Annotated in this window: 25 protein-coding genes; 21 read left to right on the top strand and 4 right to left on the bottom strand. The window is 57.1% G+C overall.

Annotated features, from left to right (window positions below):
• From iolC to iolB, 4 genes are read left to right on the top strand one after another with little or no spacing between them, the layout of a single operon-like run.
• A complete protein-coding gene (gene iolC, locus AB1E42_RS14810; RefSeq protein ID WP_368346459.1) occupies positions 1–1,914 on the top strand; it encodes a 5-dehydro-2-deoxygluconokinase in 1,914 nt (637 codons plus the stop codon).
• A 5-nt stretch (positions 1,915–1,919) separates the two neighbouring features.
• Positions 1,920–3,752 (top strand): 3D-(3,5/4)-trihydroxycyclohexane-1,2-dione acylhydrolase (decyclizing), encoded by a 1,833-nt coding sequence (gene iolD / locus AB1E42_RS14805; RefSeq protein WP_368346458.1) that lies wholly within the window; start codon positions 1,920–1,922, stop codon positions 3,750–3,752.
• Positions 3,752–4,657: a myo-inosose-2 dehydratase gene (iolE, locus tag AB1E42_RS14800; protein ID WP_368346457.1), complete on the top strand. Its 906-nt coding sequence runs from the start codon at positions 3,752–3,754 to the stop codon at positions 4,655–4,657. The genes iolD and iolE overlap by 1 nt, the downstream gene beginning before the upstream one ends.
• A gap of 4 nt (positions 4,658–4,661) precedes the next feature.
• The gene (gene iolB / locus AB1E42_RS14795; RefSeq protein WP_368346456.1) at positions 4,662–5,468 is read left to right on the top strand and encodes a 5-deoxy-glucuronate isomerase; all 807 of its coding nucleotides are present in this window, start codon (positions 4,662–4,664) and stop codon (positions 5,466–5,468) included.
• 3 nt (positions 5,469–5,471) lie between these two features.
• Here the strand turns inward: iolB and AB1E42_RS14790 are convergent, their stop codons facing one another.
• On the bottom strand, positions 5,472–6,458 hold the full coding sequence (locus tag AB1E42_RS14790) for a LacI family DNA-binding transcriptional regulator (protein WP_368346455.1): 987 nt from the start codon (positions 6,456–6,458) through the stop codon (positions 5,472–5,474).
• A gap of 175 nt (positions 6,459–6,633) precedes the next feature.
• Between AB1E42_RS14790 and AB1E42_RS14785 the strand changes: the two genes are divergently transcribed.
• The 4 genes from AB1E42_RS14785 to AB1E42_RS14770 are packed head-to-tail and all read left to right on the top strand — an operon-like array spanning position 6,634 to position 10,088.
• On the top strand, positions 6,634–7,713 hold the full coding sequence (locus AB1E42_RS14785; protein WP_368346454.1) for a fatty acid desaturase family protein: 1,080 nt from the start codon (positions 6,634–6,636) through the stop codon (positions 7,711–7,713).
• Positions 7,714–7,736: 23 nt separating this feature from the next.
• Positions 7,737–8,048 carry a MocE family 2Fe-2S type ferredoxin gene (locus tag AB1E42_RS14780; protein WP_368346453.1) on the top strand — a complete coding sequence of 104 codons (312 nt, stop codon included), beginning with the start codon at positions 7,737–7,739 and terminating at the stop codon, positions 8,046–8,048.
• A 40-nt stretch (positions 8,049–8,088) separates the two neighbouring features.
• A complete protein-coding gene (locus AB1E42_RS14775) occupies positions 8,089–9,243 on the top strand; it encodes an NAD(P)/FAD-dependent oxidoreductase (RefSeq protein WP_368346452.1) in 1,155 nt (384 codons plus the stop codon).
• 14 nt (positions 9,244–9,257) lie between these two features.
• Positions 9,258–10,088 carry a 3-methyl-2-oxobutanoate hydroxymethyltransferase gene (locus AB1E42_RS14770; protein WP_274656484.1) on the top strand — a complete coding sequence of 277 codons (831 nt, stop codon included), beginning with the start codon at positions 9,258–9,260 and terminating at the stop codon, positions 10,086–10,088.
• Here AB1E42_RS14770 and AB1E42_RS14765 read toward each other — a convergent pair.
• A complete protein-coding gene (locus tag AB1E42_RS14765; RefSeq protein WP_274656486.1) occupies positions 10,043–10,981 on the bottom strand; it encodes a LysR family transcriptional regulator in 939 nt (312 codons plus the stop codon). The two genes, AB1E42_RS14770 and AB1E42_RS14765, sit on opposite strands and share 46 nt — an antisense overlap.
• Positions 10,982–11,074: 93 nt before the next feature.
• On the opposite strand from AB1E42_RS14765, the gene AB1E42_RS14760 reads away from it, so the two are divergent.
• On the top strand, positions 11,075–12,574 hold the full coding sequence (locus AB1E42_RS14760) for a CoA-acylating methylmalonate-semialdehyde dehydrogenase (RefSeq protein ID WP_274656488.1): 1,500 nt from the start codon (positions 11,075–11,077) through the stop codon (positions 12,572–12,574).
• A 1,074-nt stretch (positions 12,575–13,648) separates the two neighbouring features.
• On the opposite strand, the gene cueR is transcribed toward AB1E42_RS14760, so the two are convergent.
• Positions 13,649–14,032, bottom strand: a complete 384-nt coding sequence (cueR, locus tag AB1E42_RS14755) for a Cu(I)-responsive transcriptional regulator (protein ID WP_368346451.1) — start codon at positions 14,030–14,032, stop codon at positions 13,649–13,651.
• 81 nt (positions 14,033–14,113) lie between these two features.
• Here cueR and AB1E42_RS14750 point away from each other — a divergent pair, with 81 nt between their 5' ends.
• The 5 genes from AB1E42_RS14750 to AB1E42_RS14730 are packed head-to-tail and all read left to right on the top strand — an operon-like array spanning position 14,114 to position 17,553.
• On the top strand, positions 14,114–14,878 hold the full coding sequence (locus AB1E42_RS14750) for a MauE/DoxX family redox-associated membrane protein (protein WP_368346450.1): 765 nt from the start codon (positions 14,114–14,116) through the stop codon (positions 14,876–14,878).
• 52 nt (positions 14,879–14,930) lie between these two features.
• Positions 14,931–15,359 carry a cytochrome c gene (locus tag AB1E42_RS14745; protein WP_368346449.1) on the top strand — a complete coding sequence of 143 codons (429 nt, stop codon included), beginning with the start codon at positions 14,931–14,933 and terminating at the stop codon, positions 15,357–15,359.
• Positions 15,360–15,372: 13 nt separating this feature from the next.
• Positions 15,373–15,810, top strand: a complete 438-nt coding sequence (locus AB1E42_RS14740; RefSeq protein ID WP_368346448.1) for a cytochrome c — start codon at positions 15,373–15,375, stop codon at positions 15,808–15,810.
• Between the two features lies 1 nt (position 15,811).
• On the top strand, positions 15,812–17,122 hold the full coding sequence (locus AB1E42_RS14735; RefSeq protein WP_368346447.1) for a multicopper oxidase family protein: 1,311 nt from the start codon (positions 15,812–15,814) through the stop codon (positions 17,120–17,122).
• A 17-nt stretch (positions 17,123–17,139) separates the two neighbouring features.
• Complete coding sequence (locus tag AB1E42_RS14730) at positions 17,140–17,553, top strand: c-type cytochrome (protein WP_368346489.1); 414 nt, start codon at positions 17,140–17,142, stop codon at positions 17,551–17,553.
• Positions 17,554–17,556: 3 nt separating this feature from the next.
• On the opposite strand, the gene AB1E42_RS14725 is transcribed toward AB1E42_RS14730, so the two are convergent.
• Positions 17,557–18,210, bottom strand: coding sequence for a Crp/Fnr family transcriptional regulator (locus AB1E42_RS14725; RefSeq protein ID WP_368346487.1), 654 nt, complete (start codon positions 18,208–18,210; stop codon positions 17,557–17,559).
• Here AB1E42_RS14725 and AB1E42_RS14720 point away from each other — a divergent pair.
• The 7 genes from AB1E42_RS14720 (at position 18,188) to repB (ending at position 25,792) form a co-directional block, all read left to right on the top strand.
• Positions 18,188–18,697, top strand: coding sequence for a hypothetical protein (locus AB1E42_RS14720; RefSeq protein ID WP_368346486.1), 510 nt, complete (start codon positions 18,188–18,190; stop codon positions 18,695–18,697). The two genes, AB1E42_RS14725 and AB1E42_RS14720, sit on opposite strands and share 23 nt — an antisense overlap.
• 190 nt (positions 18,698–18,887) lie before the next feature.
• Entirely contained in the window at positions 18,888–19,070 is a 183-nt protein-coding gene (locus AB1E42_RS14715) for a hypothetical protein (RefSeq protein ID WP_368346485.1), read from the top strand.
• Between the two features lie 438 nt (positions 19,071–19,508).
• Positions 19,509–19,823 (top strand): DUF736 domain-containing protein, encoded by a 315-nt coding sequence (locus tag AB1E42_RS14710; protein WP_203243204.1) that lies wholly within the window; start codon positions 19,509–19,511, stop codon positions 19,821–19,823.
• Between the two features lie 1,014 nt (positions 19,824–20,837).
• Positions 20,838–21,221, top strand: coding sequence for a DUF3768 domain-containing protein (locus AB1E42_RS14705; RefSeq protein ID WP_368346484.1), 384 nt, complete (start codon positions 20,838–20,840; stop codon positions 21,219–21,221).
• Between the two features lie 109 nt (positions 21,222–21,330).
• Positions 21,331–23,142, top strand: coding sequence for a ParB/RepB/Spo0J family partition protein (locus tag AB1E42_RS14700; RefSeq protein WP_368346483.1), 1,812 nt, complete (start codon positions 21,331–21,333; stop codon positions 23,140–23,142).
• A gap of 494 nt (positions 23,143–23,636) precedes the next feature.
• A complete protein-coding gene (gene repA / locus AB1E42_RS14695; RefSeq protein ID WP_368346482.1) occupies positions 23,637–24,821 on the top strand; it encodes a plasmid partitioning protein RepA in 1,185 nt (394 codons plus the stop codon).
• On the top strand, positions 24,821–25,792 hold the full coding sequence (repB, locus tag AB1E42_RS14690; protein ID WP_058314209.1) for a plasmid partitioning protein RepB: 972 nt from the start codon (positions 24,821–24,823) through the stop codon (positions 25,790–25,792). The genes repA and repB overlap by 1 nt, the downstream gene beginning before the upstream one ends.
• Positions 25,793–25,843 lie beyond the last annotated feature (51 nt).

The raw sequence follows: 25,843 nt of genomic DNA, 5'->3' as shown, positions 1-25,843 counted from the left end.
ATGTCCAAGACACTTGATCTTGTCACAATCGGCCGATCTTCCGTAGACCTGTATGGTGCGCAGATCGGCGGACGGCTCGAAGACATGGGCTCGTTCGACAAGTATATCGGCGGCTCTCCAACCAACATTGCATGCGGGACGGCACGGTTGGGGTTGAAATCCGCCGTAATCACCGGCGTCGGTGATGAGCATATGGGGCGCTTCATTCGCGAGCAGCTTGAACGCGAGGGCGTAAACACCGATGGCGTCAAGACCGACCCGGACCGGTTGACCGCGCTTGTGCTTCTTGGCATCCGGGACGAAGAGCAGTTTCCGCTGATCTTTTACCGCGAGCAATGTGCCGATATGGGGCTGACGGTTGCGGATATCGATCCCGCCTTCATCCGCTCGGCACGCGCTGTGGTGGCAACCGGTACGCATCTAAGCCATCCGCAGGTTGAAGAAGCCACGATCAAGGCGTTGGAAATTGCACGCGACGCGGGCATGCAGACGGCGCTGGATATTGATTATCGCCCGAACCTGTGGGGCGTTGCCGGGCACGGCGACGGCGAAAGCCGCTTTGTCGAAAGCGAAGCAGTGACGGCCAAGCTGCAATCGAGCTTGCATCTGTTCGATCTGATCGTTGGCACCGAAGAAGAATTCCACATCGCGGGCGGTTCGACCGATACGATTGAAGCGCTGCGGGCGTTGCGGGCTGTGTCCAAGGCCACATTGGTGTGCAAACGCGGGGCCGATGGCGCAGTGGCCTTTACCGGCGATGTGCCGGACAGTCTGGATGATGGGCAAGCCGGGCCGGGCTTTCCCATTGAGGTCTTCAACGTGCTGGGTGCCGGCGACGGCTTCATGTCGGGCCTGCTCAAGGGCTGGCTGGATGGCGAAGACTGGCCGACGGCCCTGAAATACGCCAATGCTTGCGGGGCCTTCGCGGTTAGCCGCCATGGGTGCACCCCGGCTTATCCAAGCTGGGAAGAACTGCAGTTCTTCTTTGAGCGCGGCATCAAGCGGGCCGACCTGCGCAATGACGCCGAACTGGAACAGATGCATTGGGCGACGAACCGACACGGCGACTGGTCTTCGGTGAAGACTTTCGCCTTTGATCACCGGCTTCAGCTGGAAGAAATGGACGGCTACACGCTTGAAAAGGGTGGCGCCTTTAAAGAACTGTGTCTGGACGCTGCACTCAAAGTGCAGGATGGCCAGCCGGGTTACGGAATTTTGTGTGACAACCGGATCGGGAGATCCGCGCTGCACAGGGCGACGGGTACCGGGCTTTGGATCGGACGCCCGACAGAATTGCCGGGTTCGCGCCCGATCGAGTTTGAACCTGAGTTGGGCGAGGACATGGGCCGCCTGCGCGAATGGGCGCGGGAGAACGTGGTGAAGCTGCTGGTCTTCTGCCACCCGAATGACGACGACAAGACGGCCAAGATGCAGGTGGCGCGCGTCAAACGGCTGTTTACCGCAGCACGACGCAACGGGCTGGAATTCCTGCTGGAGATCATCCCGTCGAAGGTCGCCCCGGTCGATGACGACACCTCGGCCACGCTGATCCAGTCCTTCTATGACGCGGGTGTCTATCCCGATTGGTGGAAACTGGAGCCGTTCAAGACCGAGGCCGCCTGGGCCAATGCGGTGGCGGCCATCGAGCGGAACGACCCGCGCACACGCGGGATCGTGGTGCTGGGCCTTGATGCGCCCGAGGCAGAGCTGGCGGCAAGTTTCGCGCTGGCGGCCAAACAGCCGCTGGTCAAAGGCTTTGCTGTTGGGCGGACGATCTTTGGCGATGCCGCGCGGGCTTGGCTGAAGGGCGATATGGCTGATGATGCGGCGGTGTCGCAGATGGCCGAACGCTATACAGCACTGTGTAATATCTGGGACAATGCGCGGGCAGAGGCCCGCCTGAACGCGGGGTAAATCCTATGGGTAAGACGATCAGACTGACCGCCGCACAGGCGATGGTGCGCTATATCGCGGCACAGCAAAACGACGACGGCGAGCGCTTTATCGAAGGCTGCTGGGCGATTTTTGGCCACGGCAACGTCGCGGGACTTGGCGAGGCGCTGCACGGCGCCAAAGACAACTTCCCGACATGGCGCGGGCATAACGAGCAGACCATGGCGCACGCCGCCATCGCATATGCAAAGCAGTTGGGGCGGCGCAAGGCCATGGCGGTCACATCCTCCATCGGTCCCGGAGCGGCGAACATGGTGACGGCAGCGGCACTGGCCCATGTGAACCGCCTGCCGGTGCTTCTGATACCGGGTGACGTCTTTGCAGATCGTGGTCCGGACCCGGTCCTGCAACAGGTCGAGGATTTCTCGGACGGCACCGTAACCGTGAACGACGCGTTCAAGCCGGTGACGCGCTACTTCGACCGCATCACGCGGCCCGAGCAGTTGCTGACGGCCTTGCCCCGCGCGTTCCGCACAATGACGGATCCGGCGGAATGCGGTCCGGTCTGTCTGTCGTTCTGTCAGGATGTGCAGGCGGAGGCATACAACTATCCCGAGAGCTTCTTCGAGCCAAAAGTCTGGCGGCAGCGCCGTATCCGCCCGGATAAGGGCGAATTGGCCGAGGTCGCCGACCTTATCCGCGCCGCGAAACGTCCTGTGATCGTGGCGGGCGGCGGCGTGCACTATAGCGGCGCGACCGAGGCGCTGGCGGGTTTTGCCGAAGCGCACAACATCCCCGTGGTCGAGACGCAGGCGGGCAAGTCGGCCCTGCCTTGGGATCACCCCCTAAATCTCGGCCCCATCGGTGTCACCGGCGGCGAGGCTGCCAACATTGTCTGCGCCGAGGCAGATGTGGTGATCGGCATCGGAACCCGCTTTCAGGATTTTACCACCGGGTCGTGGGGGCTGTTTGCCAATCCCGAGCGCAGGCTGATCTCGCTAAACGTCGCGGCCTATGACGCGATGAAACATGGCGCGGCGCCGCTGAACTCGGATGCTCTGGTTGGGTTGAAAGAGCTGGGCGCAACGCTGGCTGGATACGCGTCCCCCGGCAAGATCGACGGGCTGAAACCCGATTGGTTCGGTCAGGTCGACCCGCTGACCGAGGCGCCGGTCGCGGCGAACCAGCTTCCCACCGACATGCAGGTGGTGGGCGCGGTTCAACGCTCAGCGAACGAAAACACCGTTGTAATGTGTGCTGCGGGCACGATGCCGGGCGAATTGCACAAGCTGTGGAAGGCGGGCAATCCCGGCTCCTATCACATGGAATATGGCTTTAGCTGCATGGGCTACGAGATCGCCGGGGCCATGGGTATCAAGATGGCCCAGCCGGAACGCGACGTGATCTGCTTTACCGGTGACGGCACCTACATGATGGCGAACTCGGAAATGGCGACAGCGGCGATGATGGGGATCGCCTTCACCGTCGTTGTGACCGACAACCGGGGCTACGGCTGCATCAACCGGCTGCAGATGGGCACAGGCGGGGCAGAGTTTAATAACCTCCTGGATCATGCGATCGGCGGCGAAAACTCGAAAATCGACTTTGCCAAACACGCCGAGTCCATGGGTGCGACAAGCCTCAAGGTCGGCTCGATTGCCGAGCTTGAAAAGGCCTTGCCGAAGCGGTTAGAAGCCAAAGGGCCTTACGTGATCGTCATCGACACAGACCCTTATCCCAGCACCGAACCGGGCGGCACATGGTGGGACGTGGGCGTGCCGGAAGTCAGCGAGCGCGACGAGGTGAACGAAGCGCGCGCGAGGTACGAAACCAACAAGAAGTTGCAAAGGGCCGACTGATGGCTGTGAAAATCGGTATTTCCCTGATCGCCTGGCAAAACGACGATCTGCCCGAGCTGACGAAGGATTACACCACCGAAGGCGCGATGGACGATGCCGCGAAGATCGGCTATTCGGGTGTAGAGCGTGGCCGCCGGATGCCCGGCGACACCGAGGGCCTGCGTGCCTATCTGGACCGCTATGGGGTGTCACTCTGCGGCGGCTGGTGTTCGGGGTCTTTGATGGTGAACGACATCGAGACCGAGAAAGAAGCAATTCGCCAACAGGTCGAACAGTTCGCGGCCTTGAACGCGCCTTGCATCGTTTATGCCGAATGCTCGAACACTATTCAGGGCGCACAGGATACACCGGTGTCGCGTCGTCCCAAGCTGACCCGCGATGAGGTGATGGCTTATGGTGCGAAGCTGTCGGAAGTGGCGGAATGGGCCCGCGACAAGGGCACGGGCCTCAGCTACCACCACCACATGGGTGCGATGGTGCAGGACGCCGAAGACATCGATTGGCTGATGGAAGGGTCCACTGACGACCTGACTTTGCTTTATGACACGGGCCACCTGCACTTTGCTGGCGCTGATCCGGTGGCAGTCTTGGACAAATGGGGTCACCGAGTGCACCACGTCCACTTCAAAGATGTGCGCCAGCCCGTGCTGGATTGGGTTCACAGCGAAGACAAAAGCTTCCTTGATGGGGTTGGCGCTGGCGTCTACTCCGTCCCCGGCGACCCGGAAGGTTGCATCGACTTCCTGGCCATCACCGACAAGCTGAAGGCAATGGATTACAACGGATGGATCGTGGTCGAGGCGGAACAGGATCCGGCCAAGGCCCCGCCGTTCGAATATTCCAAGATCGGCTTTGATCACATCACTGAAATCTGCGGCCGCTCCGGCCTGACAATCGAGAAGTAACCCAATGGCTGACCTCCTTAGAAAACCCTTTGGCACCCGTGGCAAGGTGCACCAGATCACACCCGAAAACGCCGGTTGGCGCTACGTGGGCTTTTCGCTTTACCGGCTGAAGGCGGGCGACACCGCTTCCGAAGCCACGGGTGAGCGCGAGGTCATTCTGGTGATGGTCGAAGGCAAGGCCAAGATCACCGGCGCGGGGCAGGATTGGGGCGTTCTGGGTGAGCGGGTAAACGTCTTTGAAAAAACGCCGCCGCATTGCCTCTACCTGCCAAACGGCACCGAATGGGACGCTGTGGCCGAAACAGATTGCGTCATTGCCGTCTGTTCTGCCCCGGGCATGGGCGGTCATGAGGCGCGGCGCATTGGTCCCGATGGCATCACATTGACCGAGCGTGGCAAAGGCACCAACACCCGCCATATCAACAACATCGCGATGGAAAACGAAGACTACTGCGACGCGCTTCTTGTCACAGAGGTCTTCACCCCTGCAGGTCACTGGTCATCCTACCCGAGCCACCGTCATGACGAAGATGATTATCCCCGCATCACCTATCTGGAAGAAACCTATTACCACCGCCTGAATCCCGCGTCGGGCTTCGGCATCCAGCGCGTCTATACCGACGATGGGCAACTGGACGAGACCATGGCCGTCAGCGATGGCGACGTGGTGCTGGTCCCGCGTGGGCACCACCCCTGCGGTACGCCATACGGATTCGAGATGTACTACCTCAATGTCATGGCCGGACCAAAACGCAAATGGCGTTTCGTGCCCGCTCCGCAAGTCGAATGGATCATGGAGCGCGACGCCTGAGCCTCAAAGCGACTCCGGCACGAAGAGCTGCGGGATGAGGTAGTGCTGGCCTGAGGTTTCGCTCGGGCCGCCGCGGGCCAATTCGATCATCGACGCGACGAGGTCTCGGCAGAGTTGATCGAGCGGCGTTGCTATCACTAGGCTCACGTAGCGATCGGCCAGCGCGTCCCGGCTCTCGTTCGTCAACTCGTTCACGACCAGCGCCACTTTGCCGGGCGGCCTCATTTCTCTCAGGGCTGCGATCGCGCCTTCCATCCCCCCACCGGCCACGTAGATGCCGCGAAGATCGGAATGCCGGTCGAGAAGATCGAGAGTTGCCTCGTAGGTGACCTGACGCGTCTCCAAATTCACGACGGCATCCAGTAGTTCAAGCTGCGGCGCGTGATCCCTCAGGTAACTTCTGAGCCCCGTTTCTCGAAGGATATGTCCGTGCCATCGGTTCCCGCCGATGAAGACCGCGACTTTGCCGGCCTCCCGCATCTGCGTGGCAATCATCCACCCTGCGATCCGACCGACCTTCACGTTGTCGAGGCCAACATAGCTCTGCTGAACGCCTGATGCGGCATCGTTCAGTAGCGAGAAAACCGGTTTCCCTTCATCTTGCAGGGCGCGGATCGTCTCCGACAGCGTCGGGTGGTTGATCGCCGAGGTCGCGAGAATGTCGGAAGTTGCTGCAACGCTGGTCAGTTCGGAGGAAAAGTCAGACGGGGCCTGAGACGCAGCAAATCGCACATCGCATCTTCCGCGGATATCCGTACGTGCGGCGACAGCGCATTCGAGGGCATGCGCAAAATTGCGATAGAATTCTTGTGCATGCTTGTGGAGGACAAACCCAAATCGCACCATCGGTCGCGCGGCGTCTAGTCTGATGGCTTCCAACTTTCCTGTCGGATAGCCAATGCGTTCGGCCGCCGCGAGTACGCACTCAATCGTGGCTTCGCGCACGTTGGGCCGCTCGTTCAGGACCCGGTCCACAGTGGCGACACCCACGCCGGCCGCCTTTGCCAGATCCTTCAGTGTGGGGCGACGAGGCTTCATTTGTGTTGATGTTTTTTCATCATTTTGGATGCACTAATGATGCAATTTGATGTGATTTGCAAGCTCAGGTATAGGCGAAACCAGAGGTGTCCTGTATTTCCGGAAAAAGTTGTTTCGGGAGGACATCATGACGAAGCGCGACTATTCCCTGCTTGGCCCGGACTCCGAGCGTGCTGTCGAGACGGGTCTGGCCACGGCCGAGTGGTATCACACCGACATCCCTCGCAAGGAGATGAAAGCGCTAATGCAGCGCTCTGACCAACCCGCGATCCGGGATGCCATGATCTTGTTCGGGTCCATGATCGTTCTCGCCGGGATCGGTATCGCGCTTTGGCCGTCCTGGTGGTCAGTGCCGTTCTGGCTGGTCTACGGCGTGTTCTATGGCTCGGCGATGGACAGTCGTTGGCACGAGTGCGGGCATGGGACTGCATTCAAGACGCCCTGGATGAACAACGTCGTCTATCAGATCGCGTCATTCTGCATGATCCGAAATCCCGTGTCCTGGCGTTGGAGCCATGCGCGGCATCACACGGACACAATCATCGTTGGCCGCGACCCTGAGATTGTCGCGATGCGTCCGCCAGCGTTGTTCCGCATCTTTCTGAACTTCTTTGGAATTTTCGATGCGCTGAACGGGTGGAAGCGGATGCTTGTGAATGCCGCCGGGAATCTCGATCCAGAGGAAGCGACATTCATTCCCGAACAGGAGCAACACAAGGTCATCGGCGTCGCCCGCGTTTGGGTTCTGATCTACCTCGCGACAATCGTGCTTGCCGTGGCGGTGCAATCGGTCTTGCCACTGATGGTCATCGGCTTGCCGCGGCTCTATGGCGCTTGGCATCACGTGATGACCGGTATCATGCAGCACGCCGGTCTAGCTGAGGACGTGCTCGACCACCGGCTGAACAGCCGCACGGTCTACATCAACCCGATCAGCCGCTTCGTCTACTGGAACATGAACTATCACGTCGAGCACCACATGTTCCCGATGGTGCCCTATCACCGGCTTCCGGAACTGCACGAGAAGATCAAGCATGACCTTCCCGCCGCAAACGCGTCGATATTTGAGGCTTACAAGGAAATTTGGCCTGCGCTGAAGCGGCAACTCCGCTACGAGGATTTCTTTGTCAAACGCGAGCTGCCGGGGTCGGCACGACCCTATAGGGAAGATCTGCACGAACAGGCACTGAACGTACCAGCAGAATAAAGATCAAAAGAGAGGGAGACGACATGGCCGAGTGGATCGACGCCTGCGCGAAAGATGACATCGACGAAGAGGATTTGATCCGCTTCGATCACGGAGACCGGACATTCGCGATTTATCGCAGCCCGAATGACGAATTCTTCTGCACCGATGGACTTTGTACCCACGAGAATGTGCATCTCGAAGACGGGTTGGTGATGGACTATGTAATCGAATGTCCGAAGCATAACGGGCAGTTCGATTACCGCACAGGCGAGGCAAAGCGTGCGCCGGTCTGCGCCAATCTGGGCACTTACCCGGTCAAGGTTGAAGGCGACCGTGTCTTCATCGAGGTCTGAGTTGCCTGGCATCGTCATTATCGGCGCCGGGGAATGCGGAATGCGGGCGGCCTTCGCGGCCCGCGATGCCGGGTACGAAGGCGCGATCACGGTTGTCGGCGATGAGCATGCGCTGCCCTATGAACGACCGCCGCTGTCGAAACCGGATGCCTCGGGCGTGGTCGAAAAGCCGATCACGTCACCGGAGATCCTTTCGGTAAAGGCGATCCATCTCAAATGCGGCGTCTCTGCTACTGCCATCGATCGCAATGCACAGGTGGTGTCGCTGTCGGACGGCGGCTCGCTCTCTTACGATAAACTTCTTCTCGCAACCGGAGCGCGGCCGCGCACCTTGACCTGTCCCGGTGGCGACGGGGCGCAGGTTCTGCGGACAATCGAGGACGCGCGCGCGCTCTATGACGCTGGCGATACGGCAACGAAGGTGGCGATTGTCGGGGCAGGGCTTATCGGATTGGAACTTGCCGCAGAGCTCAGGACCCGCGGAAATCAGATCACGGTTATCGAGGCCGGGCTGCGGCCTCTGGGACGCAATGTGCCGGAGCGGCTGGCGACGCGGCTGGCGGCGAAGCATCACGAGGAAGGTGTGAGCATTCTCTGTGGCGTTCACATCGCCTCTTGCACCGACCGCGGCGTGGAGTTGGAAGACGGGCGCTTCCTCCAAGCCGATCTGGTCATCGCCGCGGTTGGCGTTGTGCCAAATGACGAATTGGCCCGGTCCACCGGACTGACCGTTGAGAATGGCATCCGAGTCGACGGCCAACTCATGACGGATGACCCGCTGATCTACGCGGCAGGCGATTGCGCGGCGGTCAGGACGTCCAAAGGAAACTACAGGCGATACGAAACCTGGCAGAACGCGCAGGCGCAGGGCGAGGTTGCCGGCCGCAATCTTGCCGGCGGGGATGTTCGGTTCGATGTGCCGGTCTGGTTCTGGTCAGATCAATACGATCTGGGCCTCCAGGGTGTCGGCGATACCTCGGGAAATCCGACGGTGATCCGAGCGCTCGATGACGGGGTTGAAATTCTGTTCTTTCTTGACGGTGTCGGCGCGCTTGTCGGTGCAGCAGGGTTGGGCCGGGGCAATGCGGTCGCCAAGGACATTAAGATCGCACAAAGGCTGATAGGAGCCCGAGTGGACGCGGCGTTACTGTCAGACCCCGCGCAAAACCTGAAAAAAATGCTTAGGGCGGCCTGAGCGAAGGAGAAACCATGGGACTCTATCATAAACGGCCAACAGTCGCGGACATCCGCGCGCTGAAGGGCAAGCGCAAACTCACCATGCTTTATGTCGATACACCAGACGAGGCCGCAGCTGCGTGCGAGGCTGGGATTGATATGCTGTCGATCATCGACCCGGCTTGGACCCCAGAGATGCGCGAAGCCGCTGGAAACTGTTTCGTTCAGGTCGGGCTGCTTTATGGCGAGTTGGTCACGCTGGAAGACTATCAGCGTGCGGCGCACCGGGCGATGCAGTTGGGCGGCGACTGCGTCTATTGCGCCTCGTCGTTTGGGACAATCAAGGCCTTGGCGGACGACGGCATTCCGGTCGTGAGCCATGTCGGATTGATACCTTCAAAGGCGACTTGGACGGGCGGCTTTAAGGCGGTCGGCAAGACGGCCGACAGCGCCATGGAGGTCTTCAGACATGTGAAGGCACTCGAAGCGATCGGGTGCTTCGGGGCGGAACTGGAAGTGGTCCCGGACCGTGTTGCGGCCGAGATCGCCAAACGGACGAAACTCGTCCTCCTCGGCATGGGGGCAGGACCCCATGCCGATGCGCAATATCTCTTCGCCGAGGACGTTTTGGGCTACACGCCTGGCCACAAACCGCGCCACGCCAAGACCTACCGGGATTTCCGTAGCGAGCTGGACCGGCTTCAGCAGGAACGGATCGCGGCATTCAGGGAGTTCGGTGACGATGTCGCGAACGGAGCCTATCCGGCCTCTGAGCATTCCGTTTCGGTTTCGGATTCGGAACTCGAAAAGTTCGCATCTCAACTGGCATCTGACGGCGACGAGCGATTGGCAACCATTGATTGACGAGGCGCTTCGGTCGCACCAAATAGCATTCGGTCACCACGCACGAGTTCGTCCAGCAATTCGACAACAGCTTGAACCCGGCGGGCCACAGCCTGGTTTTCGTGCCAGACAAGCCAATAGCTCCGCGTCACTGACACGCTCGGGAAGAGACGCACCAGACCAGGCTCCTCTGCGGCCATGAAGTCGTGGCAAATCCCGATACCCGTCCCGGAACGAACCGCTTCGAACTGACCGATTGCGGTGGACACCTCGATGTCCGATCTCCAGTCGCGGACAAATTCCGGCGCATAATTGAGTTCCGGCGTGTAGATCAAGTCATCGACATAGCCAATCAAAGTGTGCGACCTAAGGTTGTCTAAGCTTCTTGGTGTTCCGGCGCGCGCCAGATAGCCCTCGGACGCATATAGGCCGAGGGAATAGTCAACGAGCTTTTTCACGCGCAGTCGCCCCTTGTCGGGTCGACCCACCATGATCGCGAGATCGGCTTCGCGTTCGGAAAGCGAGAAGCTGCGCGGCACCGGGACAAGTTGGATTCGGAGATCGGGATAGGCGTCTCGAAACTTGCCAAGCCTCGGCGCAAGAAACGCGCTGCCGAACCCATCCGGCGCGCCGATGCGAATGGTTCCGGCCACCTCATCTCGGCCGCGCATTCGGGCGGTGCCGTCCAGCACCTCCGCTTCGATGCGTTCGGCCGTCGCGAACAGCGCCACGCCCTCTTCCGTCAGCGTTGAGCCGCGCGTCGTTCGCTCGAAAAGGCGGGCGCCGACCGCCTCTTCCAATGCGGCCACGTGCCGGCTTAGGCGCGCCTGGCTGACACCTAGACGCGAGGCGGCGCGAAGCATCTGGCCCTCGCGGGCGACGGCAAGGAAGTATCGGAGATCATCCCAATTCATGTAGCTGTTTTTGCATAACGGATTGCCATTATTGTCTGTTTATATGCGAATTCGGATGAGAGATACAGCCTTCAGCAAACGGAGGAGTTTTCCATGTCTGAGATCGCCCATTTCATTGACAATGCCCGCGTCGCAGGCACGTCCGGCCGCAGCCAGCCGGTCTACAACCCCGCAACCGGCGAGGCGGAAAAAACCGTCGCGCTGGCTTCGACCGACGAAGTGAACGCGGCCGTTGCGTCGGCCAAGATCGCTTGGGCGACCTGGTCGAAAACGCCGCCGCTGCGCCGTGCCCGCATCCTTGACCGCTTCAAGATGATCCTGTGGGACCGGGCCGATCAGCTTGCCGAGGCGATTTCGGCCGAACACGGTAAGACCCATGACGACGCAGTCGGCGAGGTGACACGCGGACTCGAGGTTGTCGAATTCGCTGTCGGCGCGCCGCACCTGCTTAAGGGCGAGATCACCGAGAATGTCGGCACCGCTGTTGACAGTCATGCGCTGCGCCAACCTCTTGGCGTTGTCGCCGGCATCACGCCGTTCAACTTCCCGGCAATGGTGCCTATGTGGATGTTCCCGGTTGCCATCGCATGCGGCAACACATTCATACTGAAACCTTCCGAACGAGATCCCTCTGCTTCGCTTCTCATCGCTGAATGGCTGGCCGAAGCGGGATTGCCCGAGGGTGTCTTCAACGTGATCCAGGGCGACAAGGAGGCCGTTGATGCGCTGCTGACCCATCCGGACGTCAAGGCGATCAGCTTCGTCGGCTCCACTCCTATCGCAAAGTACATCTACGAGACCGGCACGAAGAACGGAAAGCGCGTGCAGGCGCTCGGTGGGGCCAAGAACCACATGGTCATCCTGCCTGACGCCGATCTCGACATGGCCGCCAACGCATTGATGGGTGCGGCCTACGGCTCGGCCGGCGAACGCTGCATGGCGATCTCAGTGACGGTTCCGGTGACCGATGCCGTGGCCGATGCACTGGTAGAAAAGCTGGTGCCGAAGATCGAGGCGCTGAAGGTCGGCCCCGCCGCAGACAAAGCGTCGGACATGGGTCCGGTTGTTACCAAGGCCGCGCAAGAAAAAATCCTGGGCCTGATCGACAAGGGCGCGGCCGAGGGCGCAAAAGTCGTCGTCGATGGCCGCGACTTTGCGGCGCCGCAAGGTTACGAGAACGGCTATTTCGTGGGCCCGACCCTGATCGATAACGTGACCCCCGACATGACGGTCTGGCGCGAAGAGATCTTCGGCCCGGTCCTGTCGGTCGTGCGTCGCAAGGATTATGCCGAGGCCGTGGACCTGATCCACGCCCACGACTACGCCAACGGTGTGGCGGTGTTTACCCGCGACGGCGATGCGGCGCGCACCTTCGCGCATGACATCGAGGTCGGCATGGTCGGCGTCAATGTTCCAATCCCCGTGCCTATGGCCTTCCACAGCTTTGGCGGCTGGAAGCAATCGCTGTTCGGCGACCACCACATGCACGGCCCGGAAGGTGTGCGGTTTTATACCCGGCTCAAGACGATCACGACGCGCTGGCCGTCCGGTATTCGCAGCGATCCCGAGTTCGTTATGCCGACGATGGGGTAAGACCGTTTGGCGCAGTCATGACACCGCGCCAAACTGACATTATTTAACATAAGATAGATTATGCGTAATTTACCAATCATATATTTATAGTTGCGATAATATACTAACGTAGTCATACTGATTACACCCTACTCGATAGGATTCTTCACATGCTTCGCACATTTCGAAAATACTCAATTGTCGCCCTACTCGCACTTTTTGGTTCGTCCGTAGGCCTTGCAAATCGTGTTCAGGCTCAAACGTATCAAATCGACTGCGCAATACTTCTATGCCTCTCTGGCGGCTGGCCAGCATCAGTTCCGTGCGCCCGTGCACGTGCCGAATTCATCCGGAGGATTACTCCCTGGCCAATCGAACCTCCATTACAGATTTGGAGATGTCCGATGGGCGCATCCTATGACCCAGTTGCCACGTCAGAAAATCGAGATCGTTTCTACGATATTTTGTTCACTAGTCGAAATCGCCCGCGACCACTTTTGTCACCCGCGAACAAACCGCTGACTACTGAGAATGCCGTCTTGAATCCTGCCGGTCCAATACCTGACATTCTGCCGGAAGGGTTTGTACTCCAGCTGGTCCAAGACCGCGCTGACATCGACATCAGCGGCCCGGAATTCAATTTCGTCCGCTCAATCCGCGTCTACGACGTCCTAATTGATGACGACCGAGACGACGGGGATTGCGATAGGTATGCACGTGTCCGGATCGGAAGTTATGACACACAAGGAGGTTTCAGTTGGAATCGAGCCAACAGGAGCGCAATTCCAACAGCATTCGGACGCACCAGTCATGGGTGTTCCCTCTTCGCCAGAGCGGTGTTCGTGGAATGGCGAGACTATGTAGGAAACTATGGCTTCGAGCGGGTCGATTACTGACGATGCGTAAGGTTTGTTGGGTGAAATCGTGACATGAAACGGCCCATAAGAGACATTCAGGACCCACCTGACATTCTGCAGTAGCAGCCCGCATTGCGGACGTTGATGGATACCGCAGCATGTTGAGATGTCCCGATGATTGCAACGCGGGACCTAGCGGTCGTTCGACTAAGGTTCGCTTCGGCTGACCGCACATAGTCTAAGCCAAGTACTCAATGATTGGACAATCAGGTCGGTGATCTCCATTGCAGCTTTCTACAAGGTGCGAGAGATCGTCGTGCAGTGCTTGTAGCTCTCTCTGCTTCGCCCGGATTTCTTCAAGTTTGTTCGACGCGATCCGCTTTACATCCGCGCTGCTTCTGTTTTGGTCTTCGTACAAGCCCAGCAATTCGCGGCACTCTTCAATGCTGAAACCGAACTCCCGTGCCCTTCGAATGAATGCAAGCTTTCGGATCGATGCGTCGTCATATGTTCGATACCCGGAAGTGGATCTTGCGGGAGCAGCCACTAGACCGATATCCGCATAATATCTGACTGTTTTGACTGGCAATCCTGCGGCTTCGGCCGCGGCTGATATGTTCATCGCAAAGCTCCTTGACTTTCCAGTTACTGGAGACATTAGGTGGTGAGTAACGCCAATTCAAGCCACAGACGAGATGCCGCTATGCCCAAAGATACAACGACCAAGACCGCTACTCTCTTTCGGATGGTGATGGCCGATCACATGTGCCCTTTCGGCCTAAAGTCAAAGGACTTGCTGGAACGTCACGGCTACATAGTCGAGGACGAGCACTTGACCAGCCGAAATGCGGTTGATGCCTTCAAGGCGGAACACAACGTGAAATCGACGCCGCAAACTTTCATTGGCGGCGAACGCGTTGGCGGATATGAGGACTTGGCGAAACATCTTGGCGTAGCCGTAAAATCCAAAGATGAAACGACCTACCAACCTGTCATTGCACTATTCTCCGTGGCTGCACTGATGGCGGTCGCGGTGACCTGGATTTCACTCGGTACGATGTTCGCAGGTCGGACGATCGAAATGTTCATTTCGATCTCTATGGTTCTTCTCGGCCTTCAAAAACTGAAGGACTTGGAAAGTTTTGCGACGATGTTCATAAACTATGATCTGTTGGCCCAACGGTGGGTGCGTTATGGCTATAATTATCCATTCGCGGAGACAGGTGCAGGGCTGCTCATGATGGCAGGCGTTCTGACTTGGGTGTCGGCCCCTGTCGCCCTAGTCGTTGCCGGCATTGGTGCTGTGAGTGTGTTTAAGGCTGTCTACATCGATAAACGCGAATTAAAATGCGCCTGTGTTGGGGGCAACACGAATGTTCCGCTTGGGTTCGTTTCGTTGACTGAAAACCTGATGATGATCGGGATGGCGATATGGATGATCACGAAAGCGTCAGGATTGGTCAGTTGACCTTCCACTCGCTGGAAGCTCTTACACTGGAAAAAAGAAAACGGATTATCTAATGCGGGCATTGCAACTTTTTTTAGTTCTATTGGGCGTCAGTGGACTGGCCTATTGGTTTACTTTGGATAAGGACAGCCAAGTCGCCCTGGTGCCCGACCAACCCACGTCGGCGATTGTCGAAATTGTCGTTCCTGAAACCCTTTCGGCCAATGCCCAGGTTGGAAAAGTAGCATTCGAGGCAAAGTGTTCAGCTTGTCATGGCGCCAACGCAGTAGGCCAAACAGATATTGCACCACCCCTTGTCCACAAAATCTACGAACCATCGCACCACGCAGATGAAGCGTTTCAAAGAGCGGTGGCGCTCGGCGTTCGTCAGCATCATTGGCCCTTTGGGAACATGGCTCCTGTCGAGGGGCTGACCCGAGCGGATGTGACCATGATCGTTGCATACGTCCGTGAGTTGCAACGTGCCAATGGCATCAACTGAACGAGAGAAAATCATGATACGAAAAACCCTAGTCTTTGGCCTTGTGCTTGTCACGACGACCGCCGCTCTGGCCCACCAAGGTGTACAAAACCCAGCAGTCAAGGCTCGTATGGACGGCATGAGTGCCATAGCCGAGAATGTGAAGACCCTTGGCCAAATGTCAAAAGGTGCGACTGAATTCGATGCAACAACAGCCAGGTTGGCGGCTTCGGCTATTGCAGAACATGCCGCCGCAACGCCAGGTTTGTTTGAGGCCAACGAGAACGACCCGAAGTCAGAGGCACGGCCCGAGATATGGTCGAACTTCGAGGATTTTACCAAGAAGGCAAAAGAGCTTGAAACGATCGCGATTGGATTCTCGACTTCCATCAATGAACTGGCCGACGTAAATGCCGCAATGAGAGCACTTGGAACGAATTGCAAGTCGTGTCATTCGGTCTATCGTGAGTGATATGTCGATATCGAGAAGAACATTTCTGGCTTCGTCAGCGGCAGCCGCACTAGTCCCTTCAAAAGTAGTTGCTTCTACTCAGCGTCTGTGGGCGGCGCCAGTTCTCGCCCAAATTTTGGCAGGTGAGTTAAGCGAGAGCGGGCCAACGCCATCGCTAGGATTCAACGGCAACACACCTGGACCGCTTCTCAAAGTTCGCCAAGGTGAAGAACTGTCCGTGACCTTTGAGAACAGGATAGGACAAGAATCTTCCATTCACTGGCACGGCATCCGAATAGCCAATGAGATGGACGGCGTGCCTGGTCTTACTCAAGACGCAGTTCCTGACGGCGGAGAGTTCGCGTATCGATTTGTTGCCCCTGACGCTGGGACGTTCTGGTATCATTCGCATAGCCGGTCTTGGGAGCAGGTCGCCAGAGGGCTTTATGGCCCGCTCATTGTCGAAGAGATCACACCGCCGGATGTAGACGCCGACATCATCATATTCGTGGACGATTGGCGGATAGATGAAGACGCCAAGTTCATCGACGACTTCGACGGGATGTTTCATTTCGCCCATGGGGGCCGAATGGGAAACTATGCGAGGGTTATTCCGTCGCAATCCTCTGTCAGAAGAGGTGATCGCATTCGTCTCAGATTGATCAACACAGCGAACGCCAGGGTCTTTCCCCTCGATTTATCGGGGATCGAAGGCAAACTGGTCGCTCTGGACGGTATGCCCCTTGAGCAGGTCGAAGATATCGGGACCGTCACACTGGCTCCCGCCCAACGGGCCGACATCATTGCCGATGTTTTAGACGACATCGAATTCAGCTTTTGGACTGGCCAAGACAATTACGCTTTGGGAACCATCGCAGTCGAAGGTGCTAATCCCTCCGCGAGAAACGCCACGATTTTACCACTGCCGTCGAACGGTATCGCCAAGCCAACCGAAGAACCCGACCGCCGCGAAATTCTACGGATGCAAGGCGGGGCCATGGGCGGACAACATCCAGGAGAGGATATTTGGTCTTTCAACGGCGTCTCAGACTTAACTGACGAACCATGGTTGAAGCTGGACCGTGGCACCACCGTTCAAATTTCCCTGGTGAACGACACATCATTTCCGCACGGAATTCACTTGCACGGGCAACACTTTTACGAAGTCGCTAACGATGGATCACTTGGTCCGCTCCGAGATACGTCGTTGGTCAATGCCCGAGAGAGCAGAGACATTATCTGCGTCTTTGACAACCCCGGAAGGTGGTTTTTGCATTGTCACATGCTGGGGCACTCGGCTACGGGCATGAAAACTTGGGTGGAGGTGACATGATTAGCCGGTTCACATGCATGGCCTTAATCCTGCTGCCCACAATCGCCCTTGCGGGGCACGAACTCGAAGATCGTGATCTTGAGAGAGGTCAGACGCTGTATGCGGAGCAGTGTGCCTCGTGTCACGGAGCCGAGCTTCAGGGCCAGCCGAACTGGCAGCGACAGAACGATGACGGGACGATGCCTGCTCCTCCTCATGATGAGACCGGTCACACCTGGCACCATGATAACCAGCTACTATTCACCTACACGAAGTTGGGCGGGCAGGGAGCATTGGCGAAACGGGGCATTGCTAATTTCAAAAGCGGAATGCCGGGGTTTGTGGATGTCATATCTGACGAAGAAATCTGGGATATTCTGGCCTACATTCGCTCAACCTGGCCGGAACGCGTCCAGGAAATTCAAGCCGGAAGAAACCCGCCACATCAGTGATGGCTATTTCGGGAGATTGTATTGGCCTCGGCTAGGGTTTTCCAATCGTCCCTGTCTGACTAGTATCCGCAATGCCCTGTAGGTTGCTTCGTGGGTCAGCGCGATGCGTTGCGAAAGGGTCATGACCGAGGTGTCTAACAAACCGGCAACCACCGCCGCATATACGCGTTCGACAGCGGACCGTATCGACATGATCTCAACGATTTGTCGGTAAGCCTGGACCTGTCGAGACATGATGCGGTTGTAGGCGGTGGAGAACTCGGGGTCGGCAAGTCCAGCCAAGACGATTGGCTTGGGAATGCGAATGACCTCGCCTTCGAATAGGACAACCGCGTCGCAGTGATACTTGTCAGCGAACACAGAAGCCTCGGCGAACGACTGGCGTGCCTGCACTGTGTGTATCGTAACCGGCTCTCCGTCCGGGCCACTCCGCGCCATCTTGATCGTAGCGGATAAACTCAGGAACAAACCCTCCGTAGGATCGCCCTCTCGGAACAAAACCGATCCTTTTGGGGCAGTAAACTTCTTCAGCCGATCAGACGGCAACATATCAAAGGGTGATTGGATCATATGATCTTGATCATATCTCAATTTGCCCAAGGTCTGTAGTAAAAGATGATACATGGAGAACCAGATGTTCAGATTTGCCCTTGCCATTGCCCTTTTCTTAGGAAGCCCCGCGTTGGCACAAAATGCCCATAATCACGATAGTCCGGCAGAGGTCGGTCAGTCTGCATTCGCCGCTTTGGCTGAAATCGTGGACATGCTCAGACAGAACCCGCACACGGATTGGGACTCTGTCGATATACCGACGCTTCAGAAACATCTTGTGGATATGGAGCTTCTTGCAACCCAGTCAGTAGCTTTGCAAACAAAGGTAGATAATGCTGTCCAATTCAGTGTCACCGGTGAGCCGGAGGTCATCGAAGCGCTGCATCGAATGGTCCCTGCACATGCACCATTCCTAGACGCCGAGACGGGCTGGACTACGAAAGTTGAGATCAATGATTCTGGTGTGGTCGTCCGGGTGAAAGGCGACGCCCAGGTGATTGTAGCGTTGGGGTTCCACGGCTTGATGACGATTGGTGCTCACCACCAAGAGCATCACTTTGGCATCGCGACCGGAACGATGTCCCACGATTGAGCAAGAGGTTCACGTAAACAGTGACCAGTCCCAAGAATTTTCGAAATTCAGGTCTAAGACGGCCTTGTCGATGAACTGTTTGAGAATTTTTCGACCACCGCTTCGAAAGTCTTTGAAGGTATCCCGGAAATCTTGGCAATTCTTCGGTCGGTGTGTCTAGGGCGGCGAGAACATGGTGATGTTTGTGTCCATGTGGGACGATCTGTATGCCGTGAAGCAGCGGTTCGAAGACGACTGGCAGGTGTATTTCTTAGCGGATGGCTATGAAGACCACATCGCAACCGGTTCAATTCGCCTTGTTGATGTGGTTTTGGGATTTAACATCCGACACCATCTAGATCGTGTATCGGACGTTCGCTTGGCAACCATTTAACAGACAGGCGCTGCGCAGCGACCAACGTCTTGGTTGGGCTCCTTGCGGTCATTAGATCGGTCGCAGCATTCTCAATATCAACCAGTGTATGAATGGCAGCTTTCACGCAAGCGCCGTGTAACCAGTGCAAATGCAGCGAAAGTCCGCTTCCCGCCCCTGCTTTCGTCGGACATCGGTGTAGAACTTCGGTAAATTTACTGCTCACTGATGAACGCCATTATGCCAATTCGGGATGCTAGCCAGCGACCTCATCGGTTTGCGCGTGAACCTTCGAATTGGGTGCCGCAATCCCCTTTTTGCTAACTTTCCTCACCACACTTACCTCAAACCGCCCTGAGCGGATCAACCCCGCAAGGTGGTTCCCCTATGCTGCGCTACGGTGATCCGCGGTCGCCATGAGACGTGCTCAATTCGTCACTTAGCAAAAGGAGAATTGACATGACACTCGAAGGTACAATCACCCGCACAAACGACAACACGTTCACCGGCTGGATCGCCTCCCTGACATTCGATGTCGACATCGCAATCTCAGAAAACCCTCACAAGAAGACCGAGAAGCACCCAGACTTCGAAATCACCGCCAAATCCACGCGCAACCGTTCAATCCGCATCGGCAGCGCCTGGAACGCCACAAGCCAAGCTGGCAATGACTACCTCTCCGTCGCCATCAACTTTGGCACAGGTGAAATCCGTGCCAACGCGGTTAAGACCGAGAACGACGGTGAATATCGCTTCATCCCCTACTCAAATTAAGACGTCAGGCGCGGGCATCGCCCGCGCCTTTCACCCAAATTTACAGTCCTTAGGTGCTCACACTGTGTCGGTTACAGGACGGTTCTCGAGCCGTTTCAGTGGCGATGGGGCAACCGCTCGATTTTTCATCACAAGTCGGGTTTTTAAGTGATTGATTTAAAAATATTTTTCTAAGCATTTTGAGCAGTACCTGATTTGGCTCGATGTCTGATGAGCAGTTCACGATTTGAGCGGTGTGACACCTCCCCTGCCCCAAACGTCCATTTCTCATTGAGGTTTGAACCAATGGCATATTGCTACGATCGCTTTAACTTGGTTGGCAGCTCACCCCAAAACATGTGGCGGCAACGCCGTTGATTGGAAGGTAGGCGCGACGCTGAGAACACATGCCGATTAGGACCTGTTTCCAGTGTGCAATGGCCTCGTTTGTCAATTCTATTACTGCTGCAGACGATCAAACGCCTCTGACAGGCCAAAGGCGGTCTCAGTAGCCAAAGGGTCTAATTGGGCCCCTGCCCCGCCCTCAGGACGTGTCATCGCCGCTCTAGGCTTCGTCCGACAGGCCGTCCTGCGCCCAGAACACCGCTCCTCTACCCCATTGATCCAATAGGCGCCCTCCTGTCTCAAAGATGAGCCAGGAAGCCTTCTTTATCTCATATGGGCTCTGAGGCGCTGTGATCTGCCCATTCGGGTCACGATCAGCTGGTGCAGCGGATCTCGCCCGATCCTGTCTCAATGGTCCCTTGGGGTTCGCGCAAGCGCGATACGCCGCTTCGGGACAGATGCTTTAGAACCCGCTGGGTTCTCGCGCGCGCAACCCCATAAGAGCAAAACCGTGTCCTCGGGCTTCGCCTGCGGGCCGCACCACTTTCGCACTTTTGGGGTGTGCGCTTGCTCACTCCGGCACTTCGCCAGTGGGTCAGGTTTTAGAGACGACGCCCTCAGGGGCTTTTCTCAAAACCAGACGACCAAAGGGGCAACGACCCCACCCACACCACAAAGGAGTAAACCGATATGGCCCAAGCAAATGAAGTCCGCAGCGAAGCTGAAACCAACGCAACCATTGCCGAACAAAACGACAGGTTTCGCACCACTTGGGGGGCAGATTTTACTGTTCCCGGTCAAATCATGTTGACGCGCGGCGTGGCCGACCTGTCGCCAGCCGCCAAAGCCATCATCATGCAACGGGTGCAAACCTTCTCAGAGTTTTCTGAGGATAATGACCCCTACGGCGATCACACCTTTGGAGCGTTCGAGTTCGAGATCGCTGGCAACAGCTACCACATATTCTGGAAGATCGATCTTTACGACAAAGACTACAGCATGGGCAGCGATGACCCTGCAGACGTGGCCGTAACGCGGCGCGTCCTCACCATCCTACACGCCTCTGAATACTGAACGCGATGCACCCTTAGCTCGGGTGCATCCACGCAGTGCCTCCCCTTCAAATCAACAATCGACGGGCGAGGCACATCCAACCCATCACCGCAAAACAAGGATATATCCGATGAACGATCAATCAAACATGCCCGTCACCTTTGAGGAAATCCCCTTCGCTGACCTGCATATCTCTGACCTCAATCCACGAAAGGTGGTCAACGAGGCCAGCATCATCACGCTTGCAGAAAACATCCGCGCTTACGGTCTCATTCAGAACCTCGCAGGCTTTCGCGATGAAACAGGCGTTGGTGTTGTTGTGGGTGGACGTCGCTATCGCGCACTTGCACTACTACAGGATAATGAACGATTTCAGTCGGTTACGGTGAAGATGGCACCTGATCAGGCGACGGCAGAGTATTGGGCAACGTCCGAGAATGCACAACGCGAAGCCTTGCACCCCGCCGACGAAATCCAAGATTATGGCGCAATGGAGAAACGTGGAGCCACTGTCGCCGACATCGCTACGGCCTACGGCGCAACCGAGGCCCATGTCTACCGTCGCCTTGCACTGGCAACCCTCCCCTGCCCCGTCATTGACGCTTTGCGCAGCGGTGACATCAGCCTCTCAAACGCCGCCGCCTTCACCATCAGCGATGATGAAAAATTGACACTTGAGGTTTTGGAGAACGTGCGCGGCGTCGGTGAAAGCGATCACCGCATCAAAAAGATGCTCAAACCCGATGCCATCAAAGACAGTGACCGGCGCGCCATCTACGTTGGCGTTGAGGCCTACATCGAGGCTGGTGGGCGCACGAGCAGCGATCTCTTTGCAGACGAGGTCCTGATCGATGATCCCGCCATCTTAGATGAATTGTTTGGCAAGAAACTGACAGAAGCGTCGGAGGCCTCGATCGCCGAAGGCTGGAAATGGGCCGACCCCATCAATGATAGCTACATCGGATGGTATCAGATCGACGAGATGAAGCTGGCACGCATCTATGCGGAAAACGGCGATCTGACCGAAGAGCAAGGCGAAGAATACGATGCCTTGGCCGAACTGGCCGAAAGCGACGCTCTGGACGATGAAGGCCAAGCCAAACTGGCAGCGCTGCAGTCGATCCTGGACGGGTCATTCACGGATGAGCAGAAAGCCCATGCGGGCGTATTGGTGTATGTCGATAGTCGCGGCACGGAGCAGTGTGAGACAGGTCTTATTCGCGGCACAGACAAGAAAGCAGCCATCGAGGCAGGTGTCTTACCCAAATCCAACCACGCTGGCAGCACTGGCACCAAGTCGCCCATTTCCAATAAGCTGCGTAGCGATCTGGATCGTATTGCGACAGGCGCACGGCAACACGCGGCCTTGCGCGACCCAGACCTGTTGCTGGCCCTTCTCGCCTTCCAGCTTTCTGGCAAGTCAGGCTACACCAACGTGCTGGGCTTGCGCGAAACCGAAGTCCCCAACATTCCGACAACCGAAATGGCGGGCTACACTTTGGATGAACGTCTGACCAAGCCAACCCCATCCGCCAAGTTCGGGAGTGACATGGGGCGCGTCTTCCGTGCCTACAAAGCCAAAGGCCCAGAGTTCATCATGGAGGAAATCATCCGCCATCTCGCCTCGCGACTATTCGTCGATGAAGACTTGGGTGAAATGATCGACAAAGCCGTTAAGACCGATATCCGTGAGAACTTCACGCCAACTGCCGCAAACTTCTTTGGTCGCGTCGGCGGGCCATACCTCGTCAATCTCTGGTGCGAGTTGCTGGACCTCTCCGAGGATCATCCAACCGCAACCACCTTCGCCAAACTCAAAAAGAGCGAAAAGGCCGAAAAGTTGGAAGCACTTTTTGGCGATCCCGAAATGCGTAAGGCTCACAATGTCACAGAAGCCCAAGCCAAGCTCATCGACGCGTGGCTTCCCGAAGGCATGGTTTGAACAAAAGGCAGGGCGCTGACAAGCGCCCTGCCCTAGCCTCTCCAATCCTTGTGGTGAGGATCAACTGGCTTCGCTGCGGCGAAGCCTTTTTTGCGTTCGAACCGCACCCGAACCAACGGGGCGCAGAATCCAATCTTGCGAGGGTGACCTGAACAGGCGGGGATAAACCCCCTGCCCGTTCAGGCCCGGCGCTATTCGCGCGGAATCGCTATCGCGAAATACCATTCCGATGTGAGAAGATTTGCGTCATTGGTCTTTTGACCGATCCAGATGGGCCATCAAATCCGATCACCAAACAAGCCAATGATACATTTCGATGAGTTTACAGCTGTAAACTTTGACCGTATGAGCAGATAGTCCGTAGTGTCTTATCTTGCGCATTGCGCTGTGTTAGACACTAAATATAAGAAAATCGTTGACTTAGAGAGGTGAATCGCACCTTTTATCCCCAAGTGGCGCGAAAAAAGCCACATTGAGCAAATTGGGGCAACCAGATGATTCCCGCGACACCGAGTATAACAGACAGACCATCGGAGTTGGCAACGGATATTTCCGAGCGGCTAAACCGTGCGATCAGTGAGCATCTGCTCTCTGCATTCGCGCCCGACAACACAAAATCATTGCGCCCCTTCTCGGCCCCAGAAGCCGCCGAATTGCTTGGCGTGTCCGGCCAGTTCATGCGGAAAGTCCACGGCGAAGGCACGATCCCAGAGCCTAAAGACATTCGCGCTGGCCGCCGCTACTACAGTGCCAAAGAGCTGTGGGAAGCCCGCCAAATCTTGGAAAAAACGTCTCGAACAAAGGGCAGATACGTCCCTGGCCGCAAAGACGGCGAGCGGCTGCAAGTCTGGCAGTTGATGAACTTCAAGGGCGGTAGCAGCAAAAGTACTTCGACTATTCACCTCGCACACTATCTCGCGCTCCACGGCTACAGGGTGCTGGTGGTCGATTTGGACCCGCAAGGGTCGCTGACTTCGATGTGCGGCATCAACCCAGAGATCGAGTTTGATGGTCTCACCGTTTATGACGCCATCCGCTACGATGATCCGGTGCCGTTTTCTGACGTCATCATAGCGACCTATTTTCCGGGCCTATCACTGGCCCCGGCACGCCTGCTGCTGTCCGAATTCGAGACTGAATCAGCGGTAAACTCAAATCCTGACCAGCCCTTCTTCCTGCGCATTCGCAATGCATTGGCCCAGGTTGAGGATCAGTACGATATTGTCTTGATGGACAGCCCGCCGCAATTGGGCTTCCTGACGATCTCCGGCATGGCTGCCGCGACCTCTCTCATCGTCCCACTTACGCCCTCAATGCTCGATGTGTCCTCAACCGCGCAGTTCCTTGAGCTTGCCGGGGCCTATATGGGCGTCATCGAGGATGCGGGTGCCGAGCTTCAATATGATCACTTCAAGTTTCTGATCACCCGCGACGAGCCAACAGATGTGCCGTCACAACAATTGACCTCGTTCATGCGCGCGCTCTTTTTGGATCGCGTCATGACAGCCACGGCGCTTAAGAGCACCGCAATCAGCGATGCCACGATGCTCAAACAGTCGATCTACGAGGTCGTGCGCTCAGAGATGACACGGGCGACCTATGACCGCGCGAAACAATCCATGGACGCGGTAGGCCGCGAAGTTGAAACAATGATTCACCAAGCATGGGGGCGTAGCTGATGGCACGTAAATCACTTCAGGATTTAAGCGGCATTGCCAAAACAATTGCCAATTCCAGCCCAGGGCCCAAAGATCGAACCACAAAAACCACAGCACCAGCCTTAGGCGCATTGCAAGGATCGCTGTCTGCCATCCGCGAGCTTGACCCAGGCCTCATTGACGACTGGGGACCGAAAGACCGCCTTGACGGGTTTACAGCTGTAAACTCCGATGATGACGGCGACGGCTATGAAACCCTCAAATCCAGCATCAAAGACGGTGGCCAACAGGTTCCCATTTTGGTCCGTAGGGCAGGGACCGAGGGCCGGTTTGAAATCATCTACGGCCGCAGACGCCTGCGCGCCTGCCGCGAACTCGGACTAAAAGTCCGCGCCAACGTGCAAGATCTCGATGACGCCACGGCCCTTCTCGCCAAAGGCCTTGAGAATGCCGCACGTCGCAACTTGTCGTTTTACGAAAAGGCACGGTTTGCCGCCGTCATTCAAGCAGCAGGCCATAACACCAAAACCGTCCGGCAGGTCCTCAGCTTGTCTGCGTCAGGGCTATCCCACCTGACCAAGGTCACGGACAATATTCCCGACGATGTTGGAGATCTGATTGGAGCCGCTCCAAAGTCGGGACGGCCGAAGTGGACCGCCTTGGCCGAAGCCTTCGCATCCAAAAAGGTCAATGCATCATCATCCTTCGCAATCCTGTCAAAGTTGAGCGCCGAGCTGTCGTCAGATGACCGCCTCGAGCAGCTTATGAGAGAGATTACGCGGCGTGGAGCGCGTCCAAGCGAGGGCAGGGAGGCAACACCGGTCCCAGGCGTCACAATCAAATCGGGACGCGCAACAATCGCGATGTCTATCAAACGGGCAGGGGAGAACGCAGCATTTGCTGAGTGGCTCGACCGTGAGCTCGAGGACATCATCAAGAAATCCTACCAGGAGTTTACAGCTGTAAACCCTGTGGATGACACCAGAGGCTAGAGCAACAAAGGAGGACGTAAGCAAAGAGAAACCCCCGAAACCAAAGCTTCG

This window comes from Pelagovum sp. HNIBRBA483 (assembly GCF_040931995.1).
Taxonomy (GTDB): domain Bacteria; phylum Pseudomonadota; class Alphaproteobacteria; order Rhodobacterales; family Rhodobacteraceae; genus JAEPMR01.
The sequence above is the reverse complement of the archived record's forward strand: the minus strand, read 5'-3'. Positions and strand labels throughout refer to the sequence as shown.